16 protein-coding genes are annotated in these 25,675 nt (G+C 59.0%); 15 read left to right on the top strand and 1 reads right to left on the bottom strand.

Translation table 11 applies throughout. The features are described 5' to 3' along the window. The first annotated feature begins 13 nt into the window (after positions 1–13). From tssH to ACSBQV_RS11220, 11 genes are all read left to right on the top strand, one after another. A complete protein-coding gene (gene tssH / locus ACSBQV_RS11270) occupies positions 14–2,599 on the top strand; it encodes a type VI secretion system ATPase TssH (protein WP_099782179.1) in 2,586 nt (861 codons plus the stop codon). A 64-nt stretch (positions 2,600–2,663) separates the two neighbouring features. After that, positions 2,664–4,925, top strand: coding sequence for a type VI secretion system tip protein VgrG (gene vgrG / locus ACSBQV_RS11265; RefSeq protein WP_099782177.1), 2,262 nt, complete (start codon positions 2,664–2,666; stop codon positions 4,923–4,925). Between the two features lie 12 nt (positions 4,926–4,937). After that, complete coding sequence (locus ACSBQV_RS11260) at positions 4,938–7,163, top strand: DUF2169 family type VI secretion system accessory protein (protein WP_168177251.1); 2,226 nt, start codon at positions 4,938–4,940, stop codon at positions 7,161–7,163. Continuing rightward, positions 7,153–8,307: a pentapeptide repeat-containing protein gene (locus ACSBQV_RS11255; RefSeq protein WP_232095693.1), complete on the top strand. Its 1,155-nt coding sequence runs from the start codon at positions 7,153–7,155 to the stop codon at positions 8,305–8,307. The genes ACSBQV_RS11260 and ACSBQV_RS11255 overlap by 11 nt, the downstream gene beginning before the upstream one ends. Then, positions 8,300–8,914 carry a DUF3540 domain-containing protein gene (locus ACSBQV_RS11250; RefSeq protein WP_033643657.1) on the top strand — a complete coding sequence of 205 codons (615 nt, stop codon included), beginning with the start codon at positions 8,300–8,302 and terminating at the stop codon, positions 8,912–8,914. Before ACSBQV_RS11255 ends, ACSBQV_RS11250 begins: the two co-directional genes overlap by 8 nt. A gap of 6 nt (positions 8,915–8,920) precedes the next feature. Beyond that, positions 8,921–9,286: a PAAR-like domain-containing protein gene (locus ACSBQV_RS11245; RefSeq protein ID WP_046896502.1), complete on the top strand. Its 366-nt coding sequence runs from the start codon at positions 8,921–8,923 to the stop codon at positions 9,284–9,286. A 9-nt stretch (positions 9,287–9,295) separates the two neighbouring features. Next, the gene (locus ACSBQV_RS11240) at positions 9,296–9,802 is read left to right on the top strand and encodes a type VI secretion lipoprotein TssJ (protein ID WP_033643655.1); all 507 of its coding nucleotides are present in this window, start codon (positions 9,296–9,298) and stop codon (positions 9,800–9,802) included. A gap of 1 nt (position 9,803) precedes the next feature. Beyond that, a complete protein-coding gene (tssK, locus tag ACSBQV_RS11235; RefSeq protein WP_021505816.1) occupies positions 9,804–11,162 on the top strand; it encodes a type VI secretion system baseplate subunit TssK in 1,359 nt (452 codons plus the stop codon). Continuing rightward, complete coding sequence (gene icmH / locus ACSBQV_RS11230; protein ID WP_033643654.1) at positions 11,159–12,670, top strand: type IVB secretion system protein IcmH/DotU; 1,512 nt, start codon at positions 11,159–11,161, stop codon at positions 12,668–12,670. The genes tssK and icmH overlap by 4 nt, the downstream gene beginning before the upstream one ends. A 35-nt stretch (positions 12,671–12,705) precedes the next feature. After that, the gene (gene tssM, locus ACSBQV_RS11225; protein WP_033643653.1) at positions 12,706–16,185 is read left to right on the top strand and encodes a type VI secretion system membrane subunit TssM; all 3,480 of its coding nucleotides are present in this window, start codon (positions 12,706–12,708) and stop codon (positions 16,183–16,185) included. Between the two features lie 25 nt (positions 16,186–16,210). Next, positions 16,211–16,564: a DUF6277 family protein gene (locus tag ACSBQV_RS11220; RefSeq protein WP_033632662.1), complete on the top strand. Its 354-nt coding sequence runs from the start codon at positions 16,211–16,213 to the stop codon at positions 16,562–16,564. A 265-nt stretch (positions 16,565–16,829) separates the two neighbouring features. Here ACSBQV_RS11220 and ACSBQV_RS11215 read toward each other — a convergent pair whose 3' ends face one another. Beyond that, positions 16,830–17,057 carry a hypothetical protein gene (locus tag ACSBQV_RS11215; RefSeq protein WP_004935320.1) on the bottom strand — a complete coding sequence of 76 codons (228 nt, stop codon included), beginning with the start codon at positions 17,055–17,057 and terminating at the stop codon, positions 16,830–16,832. Between the two features lie 245 nt (positions 17,058–17,302). Here ACSBQV_RS11215 and ACSBQV_RS11210 point away from each other — a divergent pair, with 245 nt between their 5' ends. The 4 genes from ACSBQV_RS11210 to ACSBQV_RS11195 all read left to right on the top strand — a co-directional run bounded on the left by ACSBQV_RS11210 (position 17,303) and on the right by ACSBQV_RS11195 (position 25,674). Continuing rightward, positions 17,303–17,593, top strand: a complete 291-nt coding sequence (locus ACSBQV_RS11210) for a hypothetical protein (protein WP_004935318.1) — start codon at positions 17,303–17,305, stop codon at positions 17,591–17,593. Between the two features lie 706 nt (positions 17,594–18,299). Continuing rightward, positions 18,300–18,875: a helix-turn-helix transcriptional regulator gene (locus tag ACSBQV_RS11205; protein WP_004935315.1), complete on the top strand. Its 576-nt coding sequence runs from the start codon at positions 18,300–18,302 to the stop codon at positions 18,873–18,875. 108 nt (positions 18,876–18,983) lie between these two features. After that, complete coding sequence (locus ACSBQV_RS11200; RefSeq protein ID WP_033650782.1) at positions 18,984–19,853, top strand: hypothetical protein; 870 nt, start codon at positions 18,984–18,986, stop codon at positions 19,851–19,853. A 34-nt stretch (positions 19,854–19,887) separates the two neighbouring features. Beyond that, entirely contained in the window at positions 19,888–25,674 is a 5,787-nt protein-coding gene (locus ACSBQV_RS11195) for a non-ribosomal peptide synthetase (protein WP_099782173.1), read from the top strand. Position 25,675: the final 1 nt, after the last annotated feature.

The raw sequence follows: 25,675 nt of genomic DNA, 5'->3' as shown, positions 1-25,675 counted from the left end.
AAGGAAATTTAAGGTGTATCAACGAGAACGTCTTTTTTCGCGATTGGGCCACTTTGCCTATCAGTCGTTCGTCGAAGCGACCAAGCTGTGCCGAACCTTCAGGCACGAATACGTGGAGCTGGAACACTGGCTGAAAGTCCTGGTGGACAAGGAGCGCGGCGACTTGCCGATGATCCTGGCGCACTACGCCATCAACAGTCAGCGCATCAGCGATGCGTTGGATCGCATTCTTCATACCTTGCCTAACCGGACGAATGCGGTGGTGGATCTGTCGACGCAACTGGAAACGGTGGTGGAAAGAGGGCTGCTGATGAGCCAGCTCGCCGAAACGCCGTCCGGCGGGGTGCGCACCATTCATATCCTGGTCGGCATTCTGCAGGATCCCACGTTGCAGCGCAGCCTGTACCGGCTGAGCGACGAGTTCAAAAAACTGCCGATCCCGCAGCTGTTCGACGATTATCCGGCGATCCTGGCGGAGTCCGTCGAGCATGAGGAAGAGGAAGAAGAGGTCTACAGCGCCCACGGCGATGTGCCGGAGGCGTCCGAGACGGTCGATATTCTCGATAAATGGTGCGCCGATCTGACCCGCCAGGCGCGCGACGGTGAAATCGATCCGGTGATTGGCCGCGAAGCGGAGCTGCGCCAGGTGATCGACATCTTGCTGCGTCGCCGGCAGAACAACCCGATTTTGGTGGGCGAAGCCGGGGTCGGCAAAACGGCGGTGGCGGAAGCGCTGGCCTGCAAGATAGCCCAGGGGCAGGTGCCGCCGCTGCTGCAGGGCGCCCGGCTGCTGTCTTTGGATCTGGGGCGCATGCAGGCCGGGGCGAGCATGAGGGGCGAATTCGAATCGCGCCTGAAAGCGCTGATCGACGCCATCGCGCATTCGGCGGTGCCGGTGATCCTGTTTTGCGACGAGGCACATACGCTGGTGGGCGCCGGCGGGCAGGCCGGCACCGGCGACGCCGTCAACCTGTTGAAACCGATGTTGGCCAGGGGGGCGCTGCGCATGGTGGCGGCGACGACCTGGTCGGAATACAAACAGTTCATCGAGCCGGATGCCGCGCTGACGCGCCGTTTCCAGTACGTGTTGGTTTCTGAACCCGACGAAGAGAATGCGGTGAACATGATGCGCGCCATCGCCCCGCATTTTGCGCAGCACCACAGCGTCAAGATCCGCGAGTCGGCGCTGCAGGCGGCGGTGCATTTGTCGCTGCGCCATCTGCCGTCGCGGCAACTGCCGGACAAAGCCATCAGCTTGCTGGACACCGCCTGCGCGCGGGTGGCGCTGAGCCAGCATGCGCTGCCTGAAAAAATCGAGTCGCTCGAGGCCGGGTTGGCGGTGAAGCGCACCGAAATGAACGGCCTGCAGGAGGAAAGCAAATTCGACGATCTGGCGCTCACCCGCATCACTGAATTGCAGCAGACCCTCAGCGATATGGAAGGTGAACTGGATGCGCTGCGTCAGCGGCAGGCGCAGGAGCAACAGGCGGTCACCACCTTGCTCGACGCGGAGCGGCAGTCGCCGGAGCGCTTGCCGCAGTTGGCCTCCGAGCTGGGAGCCTTGCAAGACGGCGGCCTGCCGTTGGTGTATCCGTGGGTGGATGACCGCGTCGTGGCGGAGGTGTTGTCGGATTGGACCGGCATCCCCACCGGCCGCATGCTGCAAAGCGATCTGGACAATGCGCTCAATCTCAACCAACTGCTGAGCCGCCAGATATTCGGCCAGCAGACGGCGATCGATGAAATCGCGCAGGCGGTGCGCATCTCCCGCGCCGGCATTCAGGCGCACGATCGGCCATTGGGCGTTTTCATGCTGTCCGGCCCGAGCGGCGTCGGCAAAACGGAGACCGCGTTTGCGCTGGCGGAGGCGATGTACGGCGGCGCGCATAACCTGATCGTCTTCAATATGAGCGAGTTTCAGGAATCGCATACCGTTTCCACCCTGAAAGGGGCGCCGCCGGGCTATGTCGGCTACGGCAAGGGCGGCAAGTTGACGGAGGCGGTGCGCCGCAAACCTTATTCCATCGTCTTGCTCGACGAATTCGACAAGGCGCATCCCGATATCCACGAGGCGTTTTATCAAGTCTTCGACAAGGGCGTGATGGAAGACGGTGAGGGCCGCATGATCAGCTTCCGCCAGTGTTTCATTTTAATGACGAGCAATATCGGCGCCGGCGAAATAGAAGCGACGCTGGCGGAAACGCCGGATCTGAAAACCGAAGCGCTGCGGCCGATGCTGCACGACGTGCTGGCGCGCTTCTTCCCGGCGGCGCTGTTGGCGCGCATGAACGTCATTCCCTACGTGCCGCTTTCTACCGAAGCGATAACCCATATCGCCACCAAACAGATTTCGCGTTTACAACAGCGTTTGCACAAAGAAGTGGGCGTGTCGCTGGTGCTGGAAGGCGACATTCCAGGCTGGATAGCCAAACGCATCAGCGCCCATCCTTCGCGCGGCAGAGCGGTCGAGTCGCTGCTGCAGCAGGCGATTTTGCCGCCCATCAGCAATGAAGTGCTGCAGCGCAAACGGACGGGACAGGAACTGCAGAATATCCAACTCATGGTCGAGAACGATAGTTTAAGTGTTTATTTCGACTGATTTTTAATTTGCCGCCGGCCCGCAAACGCGGGGCGGGGTTCGATATCGGATCAGAGAGGTTGTTATGCCTTTAATCGAAATTGATAACCCGGTGTTAGCCGAATTAAATGCGTTTCCACTCAGCTTCACCACCAAAGAAGGGTTGTCGAGCAACTCGCAATATACGCTCGAATTCGAATGTGAACAGGCGGACGTTGATTATGAATCTCTGCTGGGTCAAGGGATCAGCATTCAAATAGAAAGGCCGGATTTCGGCGCGCGGCCGTTTTACGCTTACGTGATCGGCGCCTCCGATTCGGGGCAGCATCAGGATAAGTTCGTTTATAAGCTGGAGCTGAGCACCTGGCTGTGGTTTTTGATGCAGAACCGCAACAGCCGCATTTTTCAGGATTTGAACGTGCTCGACATCATCGAGCAAATCTTCTCGCGCTACGGTTTTGCCGACTACCGTCTGGATATTGAAGGCACCTATCCGACGCGTGAATATTGCGTGCAATTTTCCGAAACGGATTTCGCGTTTATCAGCCGCCTGCTTGAAGACGAAGGCATCTGGTATTACTTCGATCACGCCGAGGATAAACACACGCTGGTGATCACCGACCGGCAGAATTTCGACGATCTGGATTTCGGTTACGCCGTGTTGCCGTTCATGCCGGACAGCGAAGAAAACCGCGCCATCCGCGAAGGGATCCAGCGCATCCAGCGTTCCCGTAAAGTGCGCCCGAATGAAATCGTGCTGCGCGACTTCGACTTCCAGAACCCGCGCAAGAACCTGCAAACCAAGGTGGAAGAGAGCCGCCTCGGCCTGCAGAACACCCCGCTGGAATGGTACGACTACGCGGCGGGTTATGTGGATACCGAACGCGGTGAAAACCTGGCGCGGCTGCGCCTTGAGGAAATGCAAAGCGACGGCCATCTGCTGTTTGGCGAGAGTAACGCCGTCGGGCTGATGGCCGGCAAGGATTTCTCCTTGATTTTGCACCCGGACGCCAACCGCAACCGCCGCTTTAAACTGACCCGCTGCGACTATGTGTTCGTGCAAGACGGCCCGGACAGCAGCAGCGACGGCCGCAACGTCACCTGCCGTTTCAATGCGTTGAATGACGACGTGCCGTTCCGCCCGCTGCGCGAAACGCCAAAGCCGCAGATGCCGGGCATCCAGAGCGCCACCGTGGTCGGCGCGCCCAACTCCGAAGTGCATACCGACAAATTTGCGCGCATCCGCGTGCATTTCCACTGGGATCGCTACAAAACCACCGAGGAGGACAGCTCTTGCTGGATCCGCGTGGTGCAGGCCTGGGCGGGGAAAGGCTGGGGCGTGATCGCCATGCCGCGCGTCGGCCAGGAAGTGTTGGTGACCTATGTCGACGGCGATCTCGATCGCCCGATGGTGACGGGTATCGTTTATAACGGCGACAACCCGCCGCCTTATCAGTTGCCTGAATACATCAACTACTCGGGGATGGTGTCGCGTTCGCTGCGCTTCGGCAAGCCGCAGCATGCCAGCCAGCTGACCTTCGATGACAACCGCAACAACGAACGCGTCATGTTGCACGCCGAGCGCGATCTGCAAACCACGGTGGAACGCAACCAGGCCACTGAGGTGGGGATGGACAAGTTCGACATCATCCGCCGCACCTTCACCGACTGGTTCACCAACCACGTTTCTTACAAGGATTACATCTTCAGCATCACCGGGTTCAGCGCATCGATCACTGGCGTCAGCGCGTCGTTGACCGGCGTCAGTCTCTCCGCCACCGGCGTGAGCACCTCGTTCACCGGCGTCAGCACCTCATTCACCGGCGTGAGCACGTCATTTACCGGCGTGAGCACCTCGTTCACCGGGCTGAGCACCTCGTTTACCGGGCAGAGCACCAGCTGCACCGGCGTGTCGAACTCGATGACCGGTGAAAGCAATTCCTTCACCAGCATCAGCAACAGCATGACCGGCGAAAGCAACAGCTACACCACGGTCAGCACCAGCCAGACCGGCAGCAGCACCAGCTTTACCGGCGTCAGCGTCAGCACCACCGGATCGTCGACCAGCACCACCGGCTGCAGCATCAGCACCACCGGATCGTCGACCAGCACCACCGGCTGCAGCATCAGCACCACCGGCAGCAGCGTGAGCACCACCGGCAGCAGCGTCGGCACCACCGGCAGCAGCGTCAGCAGCACCGGCAGCAGCGTGAGCAATACCGGCAGCAGCGTCAGCAATACCGGCAGCAGCACCAGCACGACAGGGGTGTCGATCAGCTATACCGGCGCGTCACTGTCCGAAACCGGCGTCGATTTGAAAAAAGTCGGGATGCAAAGCAAAAACTAACGAGGCGCGGCAATGAGAATCATACGGCCACAGCAATTGGTGGCGATTAAAGGAAGTTACCAGATCGGGACAGACAGCCGGCTCGGCATCAGCGTCGTGGCCGGGTGCTACCTGTCCCGGCCGGAACACTTCGTGAACGAAGCCGAAATCTGGGAGGCATGGAAGCGCGTGCCGCTCAGCCTGCCGATATTGGATGTTGCCGAGCCGAAGCCGTTCGCCGAATACCTGATCGCCGGCCATGCCGGCATCGGTCAGCCGGTGAAAACGCTGAATGTCAGCGCCGACATCGGCGGGCTGAAGCGCCGTTGGCGGGTCGAGGGCGAGGGACGGCGCGGCGCGATGGAGGTGGAACCCTTCCTCAGCGTGCCGCTGGATCACACCTCCGCCTGGGGTGGCAAAGACAACAAGGAGAACCCGTTTGGCCGCGGCTGCAATGACGGGCTGCGGCCGCTGCTGATGACGCTGTCCGCCGAGGGGACAGCGCAGGAGCGCTCTCCGCTGGCGGCGCCGGCGCCGGTGCCGCACGAGTTTGCGCTGCGCAAGGCGCATATCGATAAGGTGGCGGGCCAGATCGCCGGCAAAGCCTATCTCGAGACGGCCTTCCCCGGGCTGCCGGCCACTATCGATCGGCGTTATTTCCAGATGGCGCCGCCGGCGCAGTGGTTGCCGGAAGCGGCGTGGCCGGATCGGGTGCGTTTCGAGCTGCAGGGCGTCGGCGCGCAAAGCGAGGCGATTCGCGGCGAGCTGCCGGCGGTGCACGGGCGGGCGTTCATGCGCCGTCACGATAGCGACAGCCTCGAAGAAATCGAGCTGCAGCGCAAAACGCTGTGGTTCCTGCCCGACAGCGACGTCGCTTTGCTTATCTTCACCGGCAATGCGCCGCTGACGCATCTGCTGGACGAGTCCATCGAGTCCGTCATGCTGGCGTTGGATCGCTGCGATGCGCCGCGCTCCTTCGACTATTTCCAACAGGTATTCCGCAAGCGCAGCGACGATGACGCCTCGCCCTTTGAGTTTTTGTTCGATCCGGATCTGATGCCGGCGGAGATGGGGTTGAACGTCATCCAGGCGGTGTCGGATCACCCCAGCGATTTGCGTTATGAGCCGTCGCCCACCTCTCTGGGCGATTCCGCCGTGTTCTATCAACGCATCCGCGAGGCGATCGCCTTGCACCAGCAACAGACGGCGGCGGAGCCTGCCTCCGTGACGTTGCCCGATTTGCCGGAGCTTCCCGCCGAGGACGGCAATGATGCGTTTTTCCCCGATAGCGCGACCGTGGAAGGGAAGACCTTCACCGGTTTGCGCTGCGAGGCGCTGTCGGGCAGGCATTTTCTGCAGTGCCGTTTTGAGCGCTGCGATTTCTCGCAGGCTTCCCTCGACGGCTGCACCTTCGAAAACTGCGTTTTTGATGCGGTCAACTTGACGCAGGCGGCGCTGCGCCAGATCCGCATGATCTCGTGCACGCTGCAAAAGCCGTTGCTGGCGGAAAGCGTATGGCAAGAGACGGTCTTCGAACGGGTGACGCTGGCGGAGCCTCAGGGGCAAGGCCTGCGCGCCGACCACGTGAAGCTGGATAACTGCGTTTTCGAGCGGGGCGATTTCACCGCGAGCCGCTTTGAACACGCGGCGATCGGTAACGGCATGTTTAATGGCGCGACGCTGATCCGCGCGCAGTTTCTGCAAGGCGAGCTGGACGCGTGCGTGTTTAACCGCTGCCTCGCCGAAGAGGCGGTTGCGCTGGAGATGACGCTCACCAAAAACTCGTTCCTTGGCGGCAACTGGCGCGGCGTGCGCGTCGAACGCTGCCGCGTCGAGAGCTTGACGGCGGGCATGCAGGTGAACTTTTCCCACGCCGTGTTCAGCGATAGCTGTTTCACCAAAGTGGGGTTGAAAGCGGCGCGTATGGATCGGTGCCAACTGCTGTACAGCGTTTTCACTGAATGCAACTTTGACGAGGCCGATCTGACGGCCTGCGCGATCGCCGGCTGCGACCTGGCCGGCGCGCGGTTCAAAGACAGCCTGTTGACGCACTCACGTTGGCAAAACAGCAGCGCTCAGCAAGGTCTGTTTTATAACGCCGATCTGCGCGATGCGGAATTTGACCAGTGCAACCTGGCGGCGGCAAATCTGGCGATGACCTGGCAGGACGCCGGCACGCGATACAGCGGTTGCCTGCTGGAGCGCGCGTGTTGGGTGCCGCGCAGAATTATTCAGGGGGACTATGCGCATGAAAACTGAACGCCGCGTGATTCAACAGGCGCTGCCTGATCGAGAGGCGATCGAACTGGAAGTCGCCCAGGCGGTGGCGCAGACGCCGCCCATGCCGCGGCTCTTCAAGAAACGCCGATTCCACGATCGCGAGCTGAAAGGATTGACGCTGAGCGACTGCTTTTTCATCGACTGTCATTTCGAACGCGTCACGTTTGAAGGCTGTGATTTGCGGGCGGTGCGCTTTGAGGGCTGCACCCTGCAGCAGGTCAACGTGGTCGGCGGCAACTTGACAAGCCTGTCGTTCAACGAATGCCGGTTTGAGAACCTGACGCTGCAACAGGGGCTGCTGTGCAATTTGGCCTGCAACGACACCACGCTGCAGGGGTGTTACGTCGGCGATTGTCTGCTGGATGACTGCGGTTTGATCCGGTGCGAGGTCAACGGCGCGGAAATTGAACGCAGCAGCCTGGGGCATCTGGCCGTGCAGTCCAGCACCCTGACCAACCTGATGTTTCACCAGGACGTGATACAGGACGCCAACTGGTACGCCTGCCAGCTCACGCAGTGCCTGTGGCAGGCGTCGACCCTCGAGCGCCACATCATGGGGAGCTGCCGGCTGGAGACGTGCAGCTGGCAGACGATCGCGGGGCAGGCGCGCATCTGGTTCACCTGCCGCCTGTCGGGCTGCACTTTGGCTCAGCTACAGCTGCAGGGCGCCAGTTTTCACCGCAGCGAGCTGGAGGGGTGTTCGTTCGCCGACAGCGATCTGACCTCGGCGATCTTCGCTGAAGCGCAGGCGCTGCGCTGCGATTTCGAGCGCGCGACGCTGATCCTGGCGCAGGGGCAGAAGGCCCGGTTCAGCGAATGTGCGATGGGCGGCGCCAACTGGGGGCGCGCCATCTTGCCGCAAGCGGAATTCAGGGCGTGCGATCTGGCGTTAGCCAATCTTGAGCAGGCCGAGCTGCGGGAAGCGAACCTGATCGAACAGCCGTTGACCGCCGCTCAGCAACAGAGCGCTCGCCTGCATGGCGCGCAGCGTCATCGCGCCGAAAACGTGCCGCTTACCGCCGATCCGTTCTTGAGCGCGATCGACGCCTGGTATGCGCATCAACAACCGGGGCCGCGGCAACCGTCGTATCAACGGCCAACAGGAGTAAGCAGATATGTATAAATCCAGAAGAGAGCATCAGAAGGTCTATGCCAACGCCAGGGTGACGCCTTTGCAGTTGGTGCGCAGCGCTCCGCTTCCCGAACAAGGGGGGCGCAAGGTGGTGACGCTGGCGGCCGACGCCAACGGCGGTCTGTATGTCGACGGCATGCGCGCGCATTGTCTGGCGGTCGCCACCAGTTGCCTGGTTCAGCCGCTGGCGGGCGATCGCGTTTGCGTCATCGCCGACGGCGACAAGTTGGTCATCACCGAGATCCTGTCGCGGCAACAGGCGAACGCCGTCATGACGCTGGACAGCCGCTGCGCCAACTTGCGCATCGTGGCGCCGGAGATCGAGCTGCAGGGCGGCAAGCGGCTGACGCTGCGCAGCCCGCACTTCACGCTGCTGACGCGCAGCAGCCGTTGGGTGGCCGAAACGCTGCACCAAATCTCTCAACGTCTGTTTGTGCGCAGCAAGCACGCGAGTCGGCGGGTGGAGGAAACCGACGAGGTGCTGGCCAAGCACATCATTCAGGATGCGCGGCAATCCCTCGTCATCAACAGTGAAATTGGTTCCCTGAAGTCTTCGGCGGTGCTGAAGATCGACGGCGGCCAGATACATATGGGGTAAACCACCATGACTGCAGCCAATAACAACATGGCCGGGATCAGCTTTGCCGGCTGTGACCCGATGATACCGGCGCCGGGCCCGAACACCGCGCCCAACAACACCGGCATACCGAACGTGCCTAACTATTTCCTTTGCGGCGGCAATGAACAGAATCTCGGCAGCATTCGCGCGGCCACCGTCGATTCGGGCGGGGTGATCGGCGCCGCCTCCGGGACGCATTCGGCCCAGATGCAGCCGGTGCAGGGATCGGGCAAGTATTTCACCGGCGGCATGCCGGTCACGCGGCTAGGCGATTCCAGCACGACGAACAATAACAACATGGTCGCCACTCAGGTCGCGCCGAGCCAGACCAAATGTTTTGTTAATGCGTAGGAGTTCAGCATGGTGAAAACGCTCCGGGGGATTGCGACAGGGGGACTGTTGGCGGTGGGGATGCTCGGTGGATGCAGCTGGTTTTCTCACGATGAGGCTGCGGATGCGGGGCGTCGGTTGCGGTTTATCGACGTCGAGGTGACCGCCAACGACAACGTGAACCCGAATGCCGCCGGGGAGGCGCAGCCGGTCAAGGTGTGCGTGATAGAAACCAATCGCTCGGGGTGGATGCCCGAGGGAATTGGCGACGGCGCCCCTTGCCGCGAGACGGCGCCGTCGGAAGGGGCGCTGAGCCGGCACCAGAGCATTTTGCAACCGAGGGAGACGTTGCGTTATCGCTTCGAGGTGCCGGCGGGGCAAGAGCGATGGGTCGTCGTCGGGGCGGAGTTTCAGCAAATCAGCGGCGTGTTGCCGCTCGCCGAGCAAAAGTCCCCTGCGCAGGCTGATTCGCAAATGAAGGTGATGGTGGGGATGACGTCACTCAGCATAGTGACTAACGACAAAATGGATGAATGACATGTTACCTAAACAACGCGTCGCCTGGGTAGAAGGCATGTTGATGGAACCGCAGCATTTCCAGCAGCAGGAACGTTTTTTCGAGCACTTGATTGAAGCGCGCTTGCGCAGCGTCGAAACCTTCACCTGGGGGTTCCTGACGCTGGAGATCGACAACGGGCTATTGGAACAGGGCAAGTTTGCGCTGAAGAAAGCCAAGGGCGTTTTCCCCGACGGCACGGCGTTCAGCATGCCTGAGGATATTCCGCTGCCGCCGCCGCTGGTGCTGGGAGAAGGCTGCCAGGGGAAAGTGGTGTGCCTGTCCGTGCTGATGGACATCGCCGGCAATGCCCAGATCGATCTTATCCAGGATGCGCGAAAAAGCAGCCGTTTTCGCACCATGGACGCCGAGGTGCCGGATCGCAACCACGGCGTCAGCCTGGAAGGGACCCCGCGCGTGTGCACGATGCAGCTGGGCAGCCTGGTGACGCGGCTAAGCCTGGAGGACGCGGTCAGCAGCGCGGAAAGCGTGCTGCCGGTCGGTTTCGTGCGCGAGCTGACCAGCGATCGTCGGGTGCTGCTGGATGAGCGCGCCTTGCCGCCGATGCTGGATTTCCGCGCCATCGGCTGGCTGCCCGCTTTCACCACCGAATTGCTTGGGCTGATCAGCCAGCGTCTGGAGTCGGTTTTCCGCCCGGACGTGCATATGACGATCGGCGGGCTTTCCGAGCTGCTGGAACTGCTGTTGCTGCAAACCTTGAGCGAGTTCAATTTGCGCATCAGCCAACTGCTGGCCAGCCCGCAGGTGCATCCTGAAACCCTGTTCGACACGTTGCTGAGCCTGCTGGGGCGGCTCAGCATCATTCCCGGCGGCGAACGCCTCTGGGATCGGGCTGATTTGGTGTATCTGCACGATGAACCGCACAACTGCTACTTCCAACTGTTCGCCTCGATTCGCCGCGCGCTGTCGCTGGTGATCGAAGCGCCGGCGGTGGCGTTGCCGTTTATCGATCGCGGCGACAGCATTTATCTGTGCCCGAACGATTCGCAGCTGCGCCTGGAAAAACTGGTGTTCGCCGTCAGCTGCGGTTTGTCCATCGAGCATCTGCGCTCGTATTTCCCCGCGCAGGTCAAACTGGGGCCGGTCGAGAAAATCATTCAGCTGATCGATCTGCAATTACCGGGCGCTCGCTTGCTGCCGATGGCTTCGCCGCCGCGGCACATACCGTATTACCCGAACAGCATCTATTTCGAGGTTGATCATGCCGACCCGATTTATAAGGAAATGATGGCCGGCTCGGCGATGGCGCTCAGCATCGTGGGTGATTTCCCCGACCTGCGTTTTGACGTCTGGGGATTAAGGCAAGGGAGGGTGGGATGAACGAATTCGAGAGAAAAATACGCGAGGCGATGGCGGTAACGCGCAACAACGCGACGCCGCGCCTTCCCGCGTCCGGCTCGGTGGGCAAAACGACGGCGGAGATCGCCGCGCTGTCCTTCGGCGCGCGGGCGCTGGCCGCCAAGCTGCGGCCGGGAAGCGCCGGGGTGGCGACGCCCCCCGAACCCAAGCCTTATGAAGCGGAAAGCGTTGCGCCGGAAAGCAGCGAGCCCGCGCCGGGCGAGCGCCCGGCCGAGGCGGCGCCGACCTCGAGCGGGCTGTTCGGCCGCGCCGCGCTGAGCAAGCCCGGCGTGATGATGGGCCATTGGGACAACCCGCTGATCGCCGCCGCTATCCCGGTCCTGCTGCAGGTGGAGCGGGTGCGCGATCAGAAACAGCTGAATCCGGGCGCGGTGCGCGCGCAGATCGTGCGCGAGATCCAACAATTTCAGCAGACGCTGCTGGCGGATCACATCGCGCCGAGCGATGTGGACAAGCTGGCCTATCTGCTGTGCTCCTACGTGGATGAGTGCTGCATGAGCACGCTCGAATCCGGCGAACTGAATCTCAGCCTGCTGGTGGAGTTTTATCGCGACGCCTGGGGCGGGGAAAAGTGCTTCGAGCACCTGCAGGCCTATCTGGCCGCCTCGCCGCGCAACAAGGAGATCCTGGCGTTTTACGATCTGATCCTGTCGCTGGGCTTCGAAGGGCAATACCACGTAATGGAACGCGGCGCGGTGCTGTTGGCCGACGTGCGCAACCGTCTTGACGGCTATCTGTACAGCCAGAACCCGACGCAGACGCTGGCCGATGCCGAGCCGAGCAACGTGGTGCGCAAGGCGACCCGCATCACGCCGCTGAAGCTGCTGTGCTACGGCCTGGCCATCGCGCTGCTGGCGTATGCCTCGGCCGCCTGGTATCTGCACGATCAGTCCCGCGCGCTGCGCAACGCCATTTTGGCCTGGACGCCGCCGCAGCCGCGCAAAATCAACATCATGGAGACGCTGCCGCAGCCGCTGCCGCAAATCCTCAGCGAAGGGTGGCTGGAGGTGCGTGCCGATCCGCGCGGCTGGCTGTTGATCTTCACCTCCGACGGCGCATTCGCCACCGGGCAGTCGAAGCTGTCGGAAGAGTTTAAAAAGAAACGCAACATCGAGCGTTTGGGGGAAGCGCTGGCGCCGTGGCCGGGCGATCTGGAGGTCATCGGGCATACCGACAACAAACCGTATCGCAACACCTCCAACAACTCCAACCTGAAACTGTCCGAGGCTCGCGCGCAGACGGTCGCCGACAAGCTGCGCGAATCCTTGGCCAACAGTAAATACAACCGCACCGTGACATCGGTCGGCAAGGGCGATCAGGAGCCGCTGGACGACAACGCGACGGAAGAAGGGCGCCGCCGCAACCGCCGCGTGGACATCCTTTGGAAAATCGGCGAGAGGGAGATGGCTTCACCGTCTGCAACGTTAAATCAGGCAGGGGTAGCCGCCGAGGTCCCCGAGGATAACTAAGACATCCGCCGGCGTAGAGATAATAAGGAAATTATATGATACGTAGATCATTCATATTGGTGATTGCCTTGCTGCTGTGTGCGGTGGTGTGGTGGATTGGGCCGTTGATCGCCATCGGCACCTATCGGCCGCTGCTGTCGGTCTGGGTCAGGGGCATCATCATCGCGCTGATCCTGTGCTGGGCGCTGTGGCCGTTCGTGGCGACGTTCTTATCCTGGGTGTTCCGCCACGCGCGAGCGCCGGCCCCGGCCAAACGCAAGACCGCCCAGCGAGATCGCGTGACCTCGCGCTTTTACGACGCCTTGCGCACCTTGCAGTACGTCGGCACGGCGAAGCAGCGCACCCCTTGGCAGCGCTTCAAATACCGCCTGACGCGCCGTTACGTCAGCGAAAAGCCGTGGTTTCTGGTCATCGGGCCGCCGGGCAGCGGCAAAACCTCGCTGATCGGCGAAAGCGGCGAACGCTTCTTGCTGGCCGAGCACTATGGCCTGCAGCAGACGGTGGACGTGGGGCCGACCCAGGATTGCAACTGGTGGTTGGCGGAGAATTCGGTGTATGTCGACACCTCCGGCGAATGGCTGCAGTTGAACGGCCTGGGGGAAGAGGGCGCCAGGGCGCGCGACACCCTGTTCAAACTGATCCGCCGCCATCGCCGCCATCCGGGCATCGACGGCATCATGCTGTGTCTGGATGCGCGTTGGTTGCTGCACGCCTCGCTGACGGAGAGAAAGTCGGTCGCCGACGCGCTGCGCGTGCGCCTGCTGGAGATGGCCTCGTGGTTCCGCAGCGAGCTGCCGGTCTATCTCACCATCAGCCACCTCGATCAACTGGTCGGCGGCGAGACCTTCCTGTCCATGCTGGGCGACGATCTGTTGCAAAAAGGTATGGGCTTCAGCCTGAACCGCGCCGAACAGGGAGAAACCCCCTTCGAGCAGTATGAAACCCTCTACCGGGAGATGGTGGCGCGCGTCAGCCATCACGTGCTCGAACTGTTGCACGATGCGCCGGACGGCCAAAACCGCCAACAGCTGCTGTTCTTCACCGAATCGCTCGGGTCGCTGGGCAACCCGTTGTATTCCCTGTTAGAGCAGATCTTCCCGCAAACGCCGGTGGGCTACGCCTGCCATCTGCAGCAGGTGTGGCTGGGCAGCACCATCGCCTTGCCGCCGCAGGGGGCGATCTACAACGCGGAAGCGGCGGATATCTATGAAGCTCGCCCGACCGGGCGCATTTACCACCCGGAGCTGGATTACGCCCGGCAAGAACGCGGGGTGATGCAGCAGTCTTCGCACGCCAGGCCGCTCGGCAGCCGCATGAGCTCCCTGGGCCGCTATGTGCTGGTGCTCATTCTGTTGGCGGTCTCGTTTAACCTGCTGGCGATGCGTTACCTGTGGGAGAGCGATTACATCTCCTACATTGCGGCGCGCTTCGATGAGACAAAGCGCATCGTGCGCGAAATTCCGGTGACTAACCGCGTCAGCGACGATGTCATTTCCGCCTATGAGCAGCTGGGGTACATGAACGCGCAATTGGGCGGCGAAGTGTCGCCGGTGCCGAATCCCTATTTCGAGCACAAGCTGATCAACAGCGCGGCGCAAAAAACCTACCAACGCCATTTGCTGCAGATCTTCTGGCCGGCGGTGGAAAACTATATCGCCGACGAACTCAAGAATGACGTCTCGGCGTCCAACAAGGACGTCTACGGCACCCTGAAAGTGTACCTGATGATGGGCGAACCCTCGCACCGCTCCGCCGAAGCCTTGGTCGACTGGTTCATGGCGCGCTGGGAAACCTTTATGCCGCAGGGTTACACCGACATGAACAAAGGCATCTTTGCTTACCATCTGCGGGAGATGTTCTCTTTGCCGGACGCGCCGGTCATGAAGATGAACGGCGATCTGCTGCGCCTGGCGCGGGTGAAAGCGATGAACATTCCGATGCAGGTGCGGGTGGTGCGCCGCATCGAAGAGAAACCGTTGCCGGCGGCGATCAACGATATTTCGTTAGCCGACGCCGCCGGGCCGAACGTCTCCTTGATGCTGCGCCGCAAGAGCCAGGCGACGGTCACCGATACCGCCGTGCCGGGATTCTATACCCGCGCCAGCTATCGCGACGTTTTCCTGGCGCAGCTCGATGACGCCGCCAAGGACATGATCGAAGAAGAGTCCTGGGTGCTGCGCGACAGCGCGGAAGGGAAAAACGCGGTGAACTCGCTGGCCTCGGCGCAGAAGCTGGCCGACGAGGCGAGGAAGCTATACCTCATCGAGTATGCCGACAAATGGGATGCTTTCATGCGCGACGTGCGCGCCCGGCCGGTCAACGGGCTTGAGGATGCGGCGATCCTGGCGCGTCAACTGTCCGACCCTTCTTCCCCGCTGGCCAATCTGGTGCGCTTCGCCGCGCGCGAAACCAGCATGACCGGCACCAACCAGGGCGATGCGGCAAGCTGGTTCGATCGCCAGCGCAACCGCATCGAGCAGCAGCGGCGCGACATCCTCGGCGAGATTTCCGGCGAGCGCGCGCGTTTTCGTCTCACGCCGGAACGCGCGGTGGAAGATCGCTTCGAGCTGCTGCGCCGTCTGGGCTATCAGCTGTTGCAGACCACCAACGCCAGCAACGATCCGCTGAGCCGCAGTTTCGAAGCGCTGTACAGCCAGTTGACCACCTTGTCCACCTCGCTGCGCGGCGGCCAGGTGGTGCCCGCCGGAGGCACGCTGAAGCGTCTGCAGTTGGATGCGGCGCGCCAGCCGGAACCGGTGCGCAGCGTGATGATGGATCTGTTGCAGGTCGGGGACAGCCAGACTATTCAGCAGAGCCAAAAGAACCTGAGCAAAGGCGCTTCGTCGCTGGCCTCCGGCTTGTGCAAGAGCAGCATCAGCGGGCGTTATCCGTTCTCGCGCAACGCCAGAGCGGAGGTCGGCATCGAGGACTTCTCGCGCATGTTTGGCCAAAGCGGCGCGATGCAGCAGTTCTTCGATGAGAACCTGGCCCCTTATGTGGACGTCAACGCGCAGAAATGGAATGCCAAACCGGGTTCAGAGGGGATCGTCAATGCCAGCACGCTGGGCGCGTTTGAAAATGCCCGCCTGATCCGCGATACCTTCTTCACCGCCGGCGACAAGCTGTCCTTCTCCATGTTCATCAGGCCGTTGTCCCTGACGCCGACCATTACGGAAGCGACCCTGGATATCGATGGGCAGGTGATTAACTACAGCCATGGCTTCAGCCAGCCTACCCGTATCGATTGGCCGGGCCCGAAAGGCGGCAGCTATGTTCGACTCACCTTCCGTACCGGCACCGGCCAGATCCAGGTCGCCAGTTTCGACGGGCCTTGGGCCTTGTTCCGAATGTTCGACGCCAGCAATCCCGTGCCGCTCGCCAGCGACAGGCGAGAGCTGACGATGTCGATGTCGTCGGTGGTGGGCGTGCTCAAACTGGAATTGCGCTCGACGATGAAAGATTTCCCACTTTGGTCACGGGCGTTGCGAGGATTCTCGTGCCCGAAAGCGATGTAAACACAACCGTAAAGAGGTGATAAACATGTTAGATCCAGCCAAAATTTTAGAAACCATGAAGGCCGGCGGCAATTTGGGCACCAATTCCCAATCGTCGCTGAGTCAACCGTTTATGCAAGGCGTCAGCAATATTCAAATGTCGGGGCCGGATGCGGCCAAGTCGGTCATGAGTAATGTGACAAAATCTTGCGATGATATGTTCGGCAATATGAAGGGCATTTTTAATGGTCTGCAATCGAATGTGAACGCACACCAAAAAATGCAAACGAGCGAGCAGCCGAAAGATTTTAATGTTTCCATGGACGATCTTCGTCCGGCGATTGCGAAAGGGTTCCCGCACGAAATGGCGGACTTCTTTTCCAAAGTGCCGAAACTGTAATCAAAAACTCGATGGATAAAATACCGGGAGGCGGAAATGCCTCCTGGTATTCACAAGGAGTGTTGCGATGATCTATGACTGGATGCTCAAAAACGCCAATAAACGCATGGGTTTTTTTATCATGGTGATACCCAGCCTGTTTTTTTGGATATTGGTTTTTCTGACCTTATCTATTTTTTGATTCTTTGATGTAAAAAAAAGCACCCGCGAAGGTGCTTAAAATGAAGCGAATTAAAAAATAGGAAGGGATGATTATGAGTTGTTATTACAGTTTAGAGATGATCTGCAATCCGCTGGAAATCAGCGCATCGACGGCCAGACCAATACCTTTACCGATGGTGCCGACAACGGTTTTGGCATCCGGGTTAACACCGGCAATCGCGGAAATGGTATCAATACCTGTACCTACCGCACTGCCAATCAGTGTGCCTACGTCACCAAAAAAACCAGCACCGTTAACTTGTTCAATTTCTACTGCGGATAGTTCTTTCATGATTGAAACTCCTTTTTCAGTTAGCCCTTTACTTCAGGCAATTTCATTATTGCAAATCAGGTCATTTTTTCAATAAAACTCGCGCTGTTTTTTTATACTATTGTGTTTTTTGTTAGATTGATTTTGCATCGTTAGATTATATATTGCCGAAGCCTGGGTTTTTATATCTCACTCGCCTTGAACGGTGGCGGTTTTATGAGGTTATTATTTTAAATCGGAATGATATATACCAGAAGGGAGACCTTATGAAGGTATTGACGACGCCGGAAAGACCTTTCCGGTATGATGAGCTTGCGGATAAAATCATCCGGGAGGCCAGGAGCCGCTTGGGCTGCGCCGTTCTGCGGTTTTTAGACTGCATGATCCTGGGTTATGGCCCGCCGGTGATAGTCTTTGATATCTATAATAATCACGGTAAGTTGCAAACGTTCAAAGTCATTCTTCCTCTTGGGAGCGACAAGCAGCTAAAAAAAGATCACCTCGGGTTGGTTTCCTGCCTGGAGGCTAAAAAATTGATGAGGATCAAAAAAATATAATTCATCCCGCTCGTCAACGATGCCGCGTTATCTTTCTACGCTGCGCATCACTCCAGAAAAATCTTTACTCCTACCAGGCATTTCTTGCGCGGGCGGCCGATGGGTTCGCCTTCTTCTTTTTTGTTGCCGTCTACATGAAAGGGCGGGAATCACTTACTGCCATAAAGTGTAGCTTTTTTTTATGCAATTTTTTTACAATAAAATGAATATGGTTATACTCTGTTTAATAGGGTCTGCGATGACCCCGCCGACTCGTGCGAAAAAAGCATTATCCTGCCTTTATCATAAGTAAATTCCTAATGCATAAACGGATTCTCTTAACAATCAATGTCGCGCAATGTTATGTTCTATATTATGTGTTTTTTCGATATTTATCTGGATATATTGCGCTCTTGGAGTAAAATTAACGTATCAGAGAAAAATCTTAGCACCGTGATGCTGATGGCAATGATGCCTTATAAATATATCTTACGATAACAATTTCCCTTGCGAAGCGCGGCAGCTTACCGCGTCTTGCTTTTGTATGCTCTCCAGGGCAGATGATTTATATAACCCTATATATAAAATGCACTTTTGCGAGGCAAGGTCTTTTTTGCTTCGCCTATAACGCTTTTTTATTAAAAAGCACGTTAAAACAAAAAATAATCACAGCAATGATATTGCAGTAAGGAGAGTGAGCAAGCGTAGTCAAAAGGGAGGTTTGTTAATGGAGCGCGTCAATATCGCTATTGTGGATAAAAATCAATTCTTCAAGCTGGGGTTGAGTCTTGCCTTGCAAGAAGGTTTTCTCACGAATGGCATTAAGGCCAAGATCACGGGAGAAGAACGTGCCAACATCATATTCAGGGCGCCGGACAAGCGGGTGTCCATAAATTTTTGTCATACCCAGCTTTTGCAGGGCAACTTTTCTTCTATTCCGCTCTATTTTTCAATATTGGAGCATAAAAAGACATTCCCTAAAATTCATTGCAATTTGGAAGCCGGAAGTATTACGCGCAAAGACAGCGTGGCGGCGATCGTGGACAAGGTCATGTTCTGCTATCGCAAGAAAAATAGTTTGGTTTCAAGCTATTGCCCGCGTTGTCGTACCCAGTTGACCTTTAGCGAGGGGAAAGTGTGCCGTTTAATCCATCTGGGCTATTCACAAAACCAAACGGCGATGTTGCTCGGCATCAGCCCGAAAACGGTGAGCATTCATAAACGTTCGGCCATGAGAAAACTGAACATCGATAATAATATTGAATTCTTGCGCTGGTTAAAAATGCACAGCGACTCTTGTTAATCAGGGAAAGGAAGCGAACGGTCCGGCGCCGTATTATCAGCGGCGCTGAGCGGTCATCTTTTATTGATTTCCGCCCGGCATGGAATCGGTTTTATAGGGAGATAAAACATGGCTGTCTTTGTGAGAGAAGCGGTTTCTCATAATCATTTCAAATTATTGCAAGAGCTTTATGGCAGAGATTTGGGCGGTGAGCGTTTCCTGCACTGGAAGCATTTGCTCGATCCGCATTGTGGGGCGCCGATGGAAAAAACGGGCATATTTTACAAGGATCAAGAACGTTATCTCGGGATGTTTGTATCCAGTTTTTATCCTTTTAAAATCAATGAATTATCCTTTAATGTCAATATGCTTGGCGATCTTGGGATCCACCGTCAGGTCAAATCCTCCACCGTCTTGAAAGATTTTTTCCTGCAGGCCAGGCGTTCGGATGTGGCGGCGGATATCTGCTTTTCCGATGACAGGAAGATCAGGGTTTATGAAAAGATTTTTAGAAAGTATTTAACGACCAATACGCAAATCTATCCCTTCGTCGAATTAACCTTAAAGCCTGATAAGTTTATGGCCTTTCGTTTTACCGAGGGCGACCAAGCGCGGCAGGCCAGCTTTATCAATAATCTGGGGCGAGAAAAAGATCATCGCGCATTTGAATATATTGAAAAACATCCTCTGTATCATAAAATTCATTATATTAATAAAGGCAATCTCTACGCTGTGATTGGCTGTTCCAGTGAGTGTGCCGAACTTTTGGATATTTCCAATCCCTCCAGGGAGTGTTTTTCCTGGGCCATCGGCGTTTGTCGGCACCTGCATAGCCGTTGCAAAGTGATGATCCCTATTGGTTTTTACAAGTCGATTTGCGCTCAGGCGGCGGAGGTCATTGCAGAAAAGCGCATCAACATGCTGATCGGTTATTACTCAGAAAAGATAAGCGAGCTGATGCCGAAAGAGGTTTGGGTATGCCGCATGGATCGCCGTTAAGCAGGGCACGTGTATTCTAAATGGAGTGTTTGTCATGGAAGAGATTCCTGTATCACCCTATTCAAAAGTTTTTATCGATGAATATGACCGCCATCCAGAGGGCTGTAATTACAACGTATTGGTGCTGCAGCGTATTGAGGGCGCGCTGGATCCCATCAGATTACAAGCTGCGCTGAATGCGCTGGTGCAAGATCATGTCCTGCTGAACAGCCATATTCATGAACGGAATGGCGAACTGTATTGGCGTCGCAATGACGCAATCCATCCTTTGCAGCATTACACGGACCGCACGCTGCTGACCCAAGTGATTCGCCAGCCCTTCGACATTTACCGCGGGCCGCTTTATCGTTGGGCGCTTTTCGCCGAGGGGCCGGGGCGCTATACCCTGGCGTTGGTGGGCCATCATCTGGTGATCGACGGCGCGTCTTCCGACGAGTTTTTCTCATTGGTGAGCCAGTACTATGGTCAACAGCGGCTATCGACACGCCTCGAGGCGGCCGAGATTGCCGCCATCAACCGGCAGCTGCAGCGCGAGGTGGAACAACTGGCCGCCGATGGAGCGCTGGCGCACTGGCGGGCCGAAGCGGCAAATTTGGGCGCGATAGACGTGCCCTTTGAGAAAAGCGGCGCCGTGCGAAACGATGAGGCGGCCGAGCTGCGTTTCCAGGTGCCCAAAGCGCAATGGAAAGCGCTAAAACAGGGCGCGGGAATACGGCGAATAAATGACTTTCTGGCGTTGCTGGTGCTGTGGGGCATCTTGATGGCGCGCAGCGGCAATCAGGAAACGGTCTATATCAGCTATCCGGTGTCGATAAAAAAGGGGCAAAGATTTGCGCTTGGCGGGCATGTCAACACCAGCGTGATGCCCCTCGCGCTGCGTGACGGCGAAGGCTTCGCCGCCGTTTATCAACGCGCGCTGGCGTTTATTACCGCCGCGGCGCCGCACTCGCGCCAACGGTTTAACCAACTGCCCACGCAACAGGTGGTGCAGGCGTTGGGGATCCGCGCGATGCCGATTTCCTTTGCCCAGACCAACCTGCGCGATGCGGCATTGGCGCTGGCCGATTGCGCCACTTCGCCGTTGTTTGAAGCCAACCACGATATGGCCAGCGCGTCGCTTTCCCTGGAATATGAGGATCGGGCCGACAGCGATGCCTTGCAGTTCCGGCTGCGTTTTCGTCAGGACATGTTTGACGAAGATGACATGCGCGACTGCGCGGAACATTTCATGCGCTTGATGCAAGCGGCGATGCGCGCGCCTGACGCGCCTTTACGCCACCTCGCCTTTTATCCCGCCGCCGACATGCCGCCAGATGACGACGCGGCCCCCGCGTTGCCGAGAGAAACCCTCAGCGCCCGGTTTGAGGCGATCGCGCTGCGTTATCCGGATAAGATTGCGCTGGAGTTTGAGGGGCTGCATGTCAGCTACCGTGAGCTGAACGGCATGGCGAATAGCCTGGCGCGCGAAATCACGCTCCGCTACCAAGCGCTGACCGGGGTCGCCCCTCAGGCGGACACGCTGATTGCGCTGTACAGCGAGAAAAGCCTGGAAATGGTGGTGGCGCTGCTGGCGGTGCTGAAAACCGGTGCGGCCTATGTGCCGCTCTCCTGCAATTATCCTCAGGCGCGCATTCGGCATATTCTCGAAGAAACGCGCGCGCCGGTGCTCATCGCTGGGGAAAGCCTGCAGTCGGCCGCCGAGGCGCTGGCGGCGATGATGCCGCACGCCGTGTCCGTCCTCACGCTGGGCGATCTGAACCGCCTGCCGCACGAGCGGCAGAATCTGCCGGCCGTCACCGGCGCCGACCGGCTCGGCGCGGTGATCTATACCTCGGGATCGACGGGGACCCCGAAAGGCGTGATGCTCGAGCAACACGCGATGTGCGGGTTGGCGACCGCATCCGGCATCGCTGTCACGCCCGATGACGTGTTGCTCTTCCTCTCGAGCCCGGCGTTCGATGCGGCGACGTTCGAGGTGTGGGGCGCATTGCTCAACGGCGCCAAATTGGTCGTCGTGCGCGACACGGAGGATATCGCCGGCGATGTGCCGCAGCTGGAGGCCTTGCTGCGTCGGCAGCAGGTATCGATTCTGTGGGCGACGCGCAGCCTGTTCGATCATCTTTACCTCAGTCACCCCGACCTGTTCGCCGGGCTGCGCTGTCTGCTGGTGGGCGGGGAGGCACTGACCGCCACGCTGATGCAGCGCTTGGTGCGGCAAGCCAACCGCCCGCAGCAGGTCATCAATGGCTATGGCCCGACGGAATGCACCACGTTCACCACGATGTACGCCATCGCGGCGGACGAAACCCGCAGCAGCATCCCGATTGGGCGAGCCATACCGGGGCGCGAACTTCATGTGCTGGATCGCTGGCTGCAGCCGTTGCCGCCAGGGCTGGCCGGCGAGCTGTATATCGGCGGAGACGCGCTGGCGCGCGGCTATCTCAACCAGCCGCAGCAGACGCAAGAGCGTTTCATTACGTTGAACGGGCGACGCTTGTATAAAAGCGGCGATCGGGTGCGAGAGTTGCGCGACGGCAATCTGGAGTATCTCGGCAGAAACGATTGCCAGGTGAAAATCCGCGGTTTCAGAATTGAACTCAGCGAAATAGAAAATACGATCAATGCGCTGGAGGGCGTCGAGAAATGCGTCGTGGTGGATGTCGTCCATCGCGATAGCAAGCGCCTTGCCGCGTATGTGCTGATGACGCGGGGCGAGCCGCTGGATCCTGCCGATTTGCGCGCCCGGCTGGAGCGGATCTTGCCGGATTACATGGTGCCGTCCAGCTATGTCGCGCTCGATGAGATACCGCTGACGGTGAACGGCAAGCTGGATCGCACGGCGCTGCCCGCTCCGCAATTCGCGCAAAGCGAGCGATATGCCGCGCCGCAGAATGCGCTGGAGGCGTTGATTTGCGCCCTGTGGGCGGAGATCCTCGGCGTTGAACGGGTTGGGGTGGATGACGACTTCTTTCGTCTGGGCGGCGATTCGATCCAAAGCATCGTGTTCACCAGCGAATTGAGCAAGTCGGGCTATCACAGCAACTCGCGTGCGGTGTTCGAAACCCGGAATGCGCGGGCGCTGGCCAAGCGCATCTTGCAGCAACGGGACGCGATTGCGCCGCTCAATGAACAGGGCGAGCTGCAGGGCGAATTCGAATTGCTGCCGATTCAGCGCTGGTACAACGAGCAGCCGCCGCAACATCGTGCCTTCTTCAACCAGACTTTTTTGGTGCGGGTGCCGCCGATGTCCGCCGAGCGCGTGGCCGATCTGGTGAACGGGCTGGCGTCGCGCCATGACATGCTGCGCGCGCGGTTTAGCGCCGACGATGCCGGCGCGCTGGTCGCGCAGCGCTATCTGTCGGTGGCCGACGGCGGCCCTTCATGGGGATACTATGACCTGGCGCTTTGTCGCCAAAGCCGCGCCGAACTTCTGCATCAATGGCAATCGGGGTTTGATCCGGTAGAAGGGCCGCTGTGCCGCTTCGTCTACATTTTCGACAGCAGCGCGCCCGGCTACGCGTTGATGTTCTGCGCATTCCATCATCTGATCATCGACGTGGTGTCCTGGCGCATCATCGTCAGAGACATGCGACGATTGCATCAGGGGGAATCGCTGTCGGCGAAAGGCACCAGCTACCGGCAGTGGGGCGAGACGTTAAGGCACTACGCGGCGAGCCGGCATGACCAATGCGCTTACTGGTTGGCGATGATCGCCGGGCAACCCGATTACGCCACGCTCAGCGAGGGGGCGCAGAGTCCGGCGTTTTGCCGCTTAGAGTGCGACGCGGCGTTGACGACGCTGTTGATGGACACTTGTCATCAGGCCTACCGTACCTCGACCCGCGATGTGTTGCTGGCGGCGCTGGCGCCGGTGCTGCAGGCCTGGCATGGCCGTGCGGACAGTTACCTGACGCTCGAACACCATGGCCGCGATATCAATGACGATAAGATCCAGCTCGACGACACCGTCGGCTGGTTCACCGCCTTACTGCCTTTGCGCATCACCGCGCATCAGAGCCCAAAACACACGCTGCGCGCCATCAAGGACACATTAAGAAAGATGCCGGATCACGGCATCGGCTATTCGGCGCTGAAATACGGTTCAGCGTCGGACGACGAAGCGATAGCCTGTCTGCGGCGCCACCGCTTGCCGGCCATTTCATTCAACTATCTCGGCGTCTTTAACGAACAGACTGACGACGCCTTGTGGGCCTTGATCGACCAAACGGCGGATCTGGAAAACGGCGCGCTGCCGGCGAGCGACAATGTGCTGGATCTGGTGCTCTACGTGCACGGCGACCGGCTGAGCATCGTGATGTCGGGCTTATTGCCGCAGGCGACGCTGGCCCGGATCGGTTCGCACTATAGGGAGAGCGTGTCGGCGCTGGTCGAACACTGTTGCCACGAGGCGAGCCAGGGCGTTCGCCTCGCCAGCCCGGGGGACTTCCCCCATGCCGACGTCAGCCTCGCCGAGTTGGACCACTGGCAGCAACGTCATCGCATCGCCGCCGTTTTCGAGGCTACGGTCACGCAGCGGGAACTGATGTATTTCAACCGGCTTAACCGCGAGTATCAGATCGATCAGGCCGTTTATGAGGTGGCCGGCCCGCTGCAGCCGGAGGTGTTGAACCAGGCCTGGTCGCTGGCGCTGCAGCGATTTGAAATGCTGCGCGCCGGGTTTGGCGATCAAACCCGCCGTGGGCGGCCCAACGTCTTCATCTGCGAGACGCTGCAGGCGCCGATCGCGATCGAGGATTGGACCGATGCGCCGCCGTCCTCGCTGGAAGAAAGGATGGAAGCGCTGTTGGCCCGGGAACGAGAAACCTCGTTTGAGCTGGATGCGCCGCCGTTGATCCGCTGGCGCCTGATCAAGTTGAACGCCGATGAGCACTATTTGGTGCAGACCTTTAACCATATCTTGTTCGACGGTTGGTCCCTCGGCGTTCTGTTCGAACACTGGTTCAACGACTACCTCACCTTGCTGGAAGGGGGCGCGCCGACGCTGGAAATTAACCGATTTGAGCCGTTCGCCGCTTATGTGCGCGCGCACGGCGACGATCCCGAAGCGCAGGCGTTCTGGGCGGACTATTTGCGCGGAGCTCCGGTCAACCAACGTTTGCCGTTGAGCGCTTCGCCGGATGCCGCGCCGCAGGGGCGACGCATGCGGCAATATGGCGCGGAATTCACCGCGGAACAGGCGGCAAGCCTCACCGCGTTTTGCCGGCGCCAGGGGATCACGGTCAATCAACTGACGCAGCTGGCCTGGATGCTGGCGCTGGCCGAAGCGCTGGCCTGTGACGATATCGCGATCGGTACGACCATGAGCGAGCGCCCGGCGGATATTGAGCAGGTGCAGACGCTGTTTGGCCTGTGTGTCGCCAGCCCGGTGCTGCGCCTGCAGGCGATTCGCCGCCGGCCCATTTATGCGTTGCTGGCCGATATCGCGGATTCCCAGACGCTGAGGCAGAAGTACGCCTTTTCCGAACTGAACCGCTACGACGAACAATGGGTGCCCACTTCGCCGTTCGGCAGCCTGTTTGTGTTTGAAAACATGCCGCAACCGCAGAAGGATCCGCGCTTGCCGTTTACGTTCCGGGTGACGGATATCGTCAGCGGCAGCAACCACCAGACGGTGCTGTGCTTGTTCCCCGAAGCGGAACGGCTCGCCATTTCACTGTTTTATGATTCTCACGAGATAGCTCAGGAGACCATCGTTGCGGTAGGACGCCGTTTTCAGGCCATTGCGCTCGCGATCGCCCACCTTCCGCCCGACAGCGAAATCCGCGCCGAAGACGGGATTATCCAGGCGGAGGAGGCGTGAT

The sequence above is a fragment of the Serratia sp. B501 genome (assembly GCF_051172315.1).
Classification (GTDB): Bacteria; Pseudomonadota; Gammaproteobacteria; order Enterobacterales; family Enterobacteriaceae; genus Serratia; species Serratia ureilytica.
The sequence above is the reverse complement of the archived record's forward strand: the minus strand, read 5'-3'. Positions and strand labels throughout refer to the sequence as shown.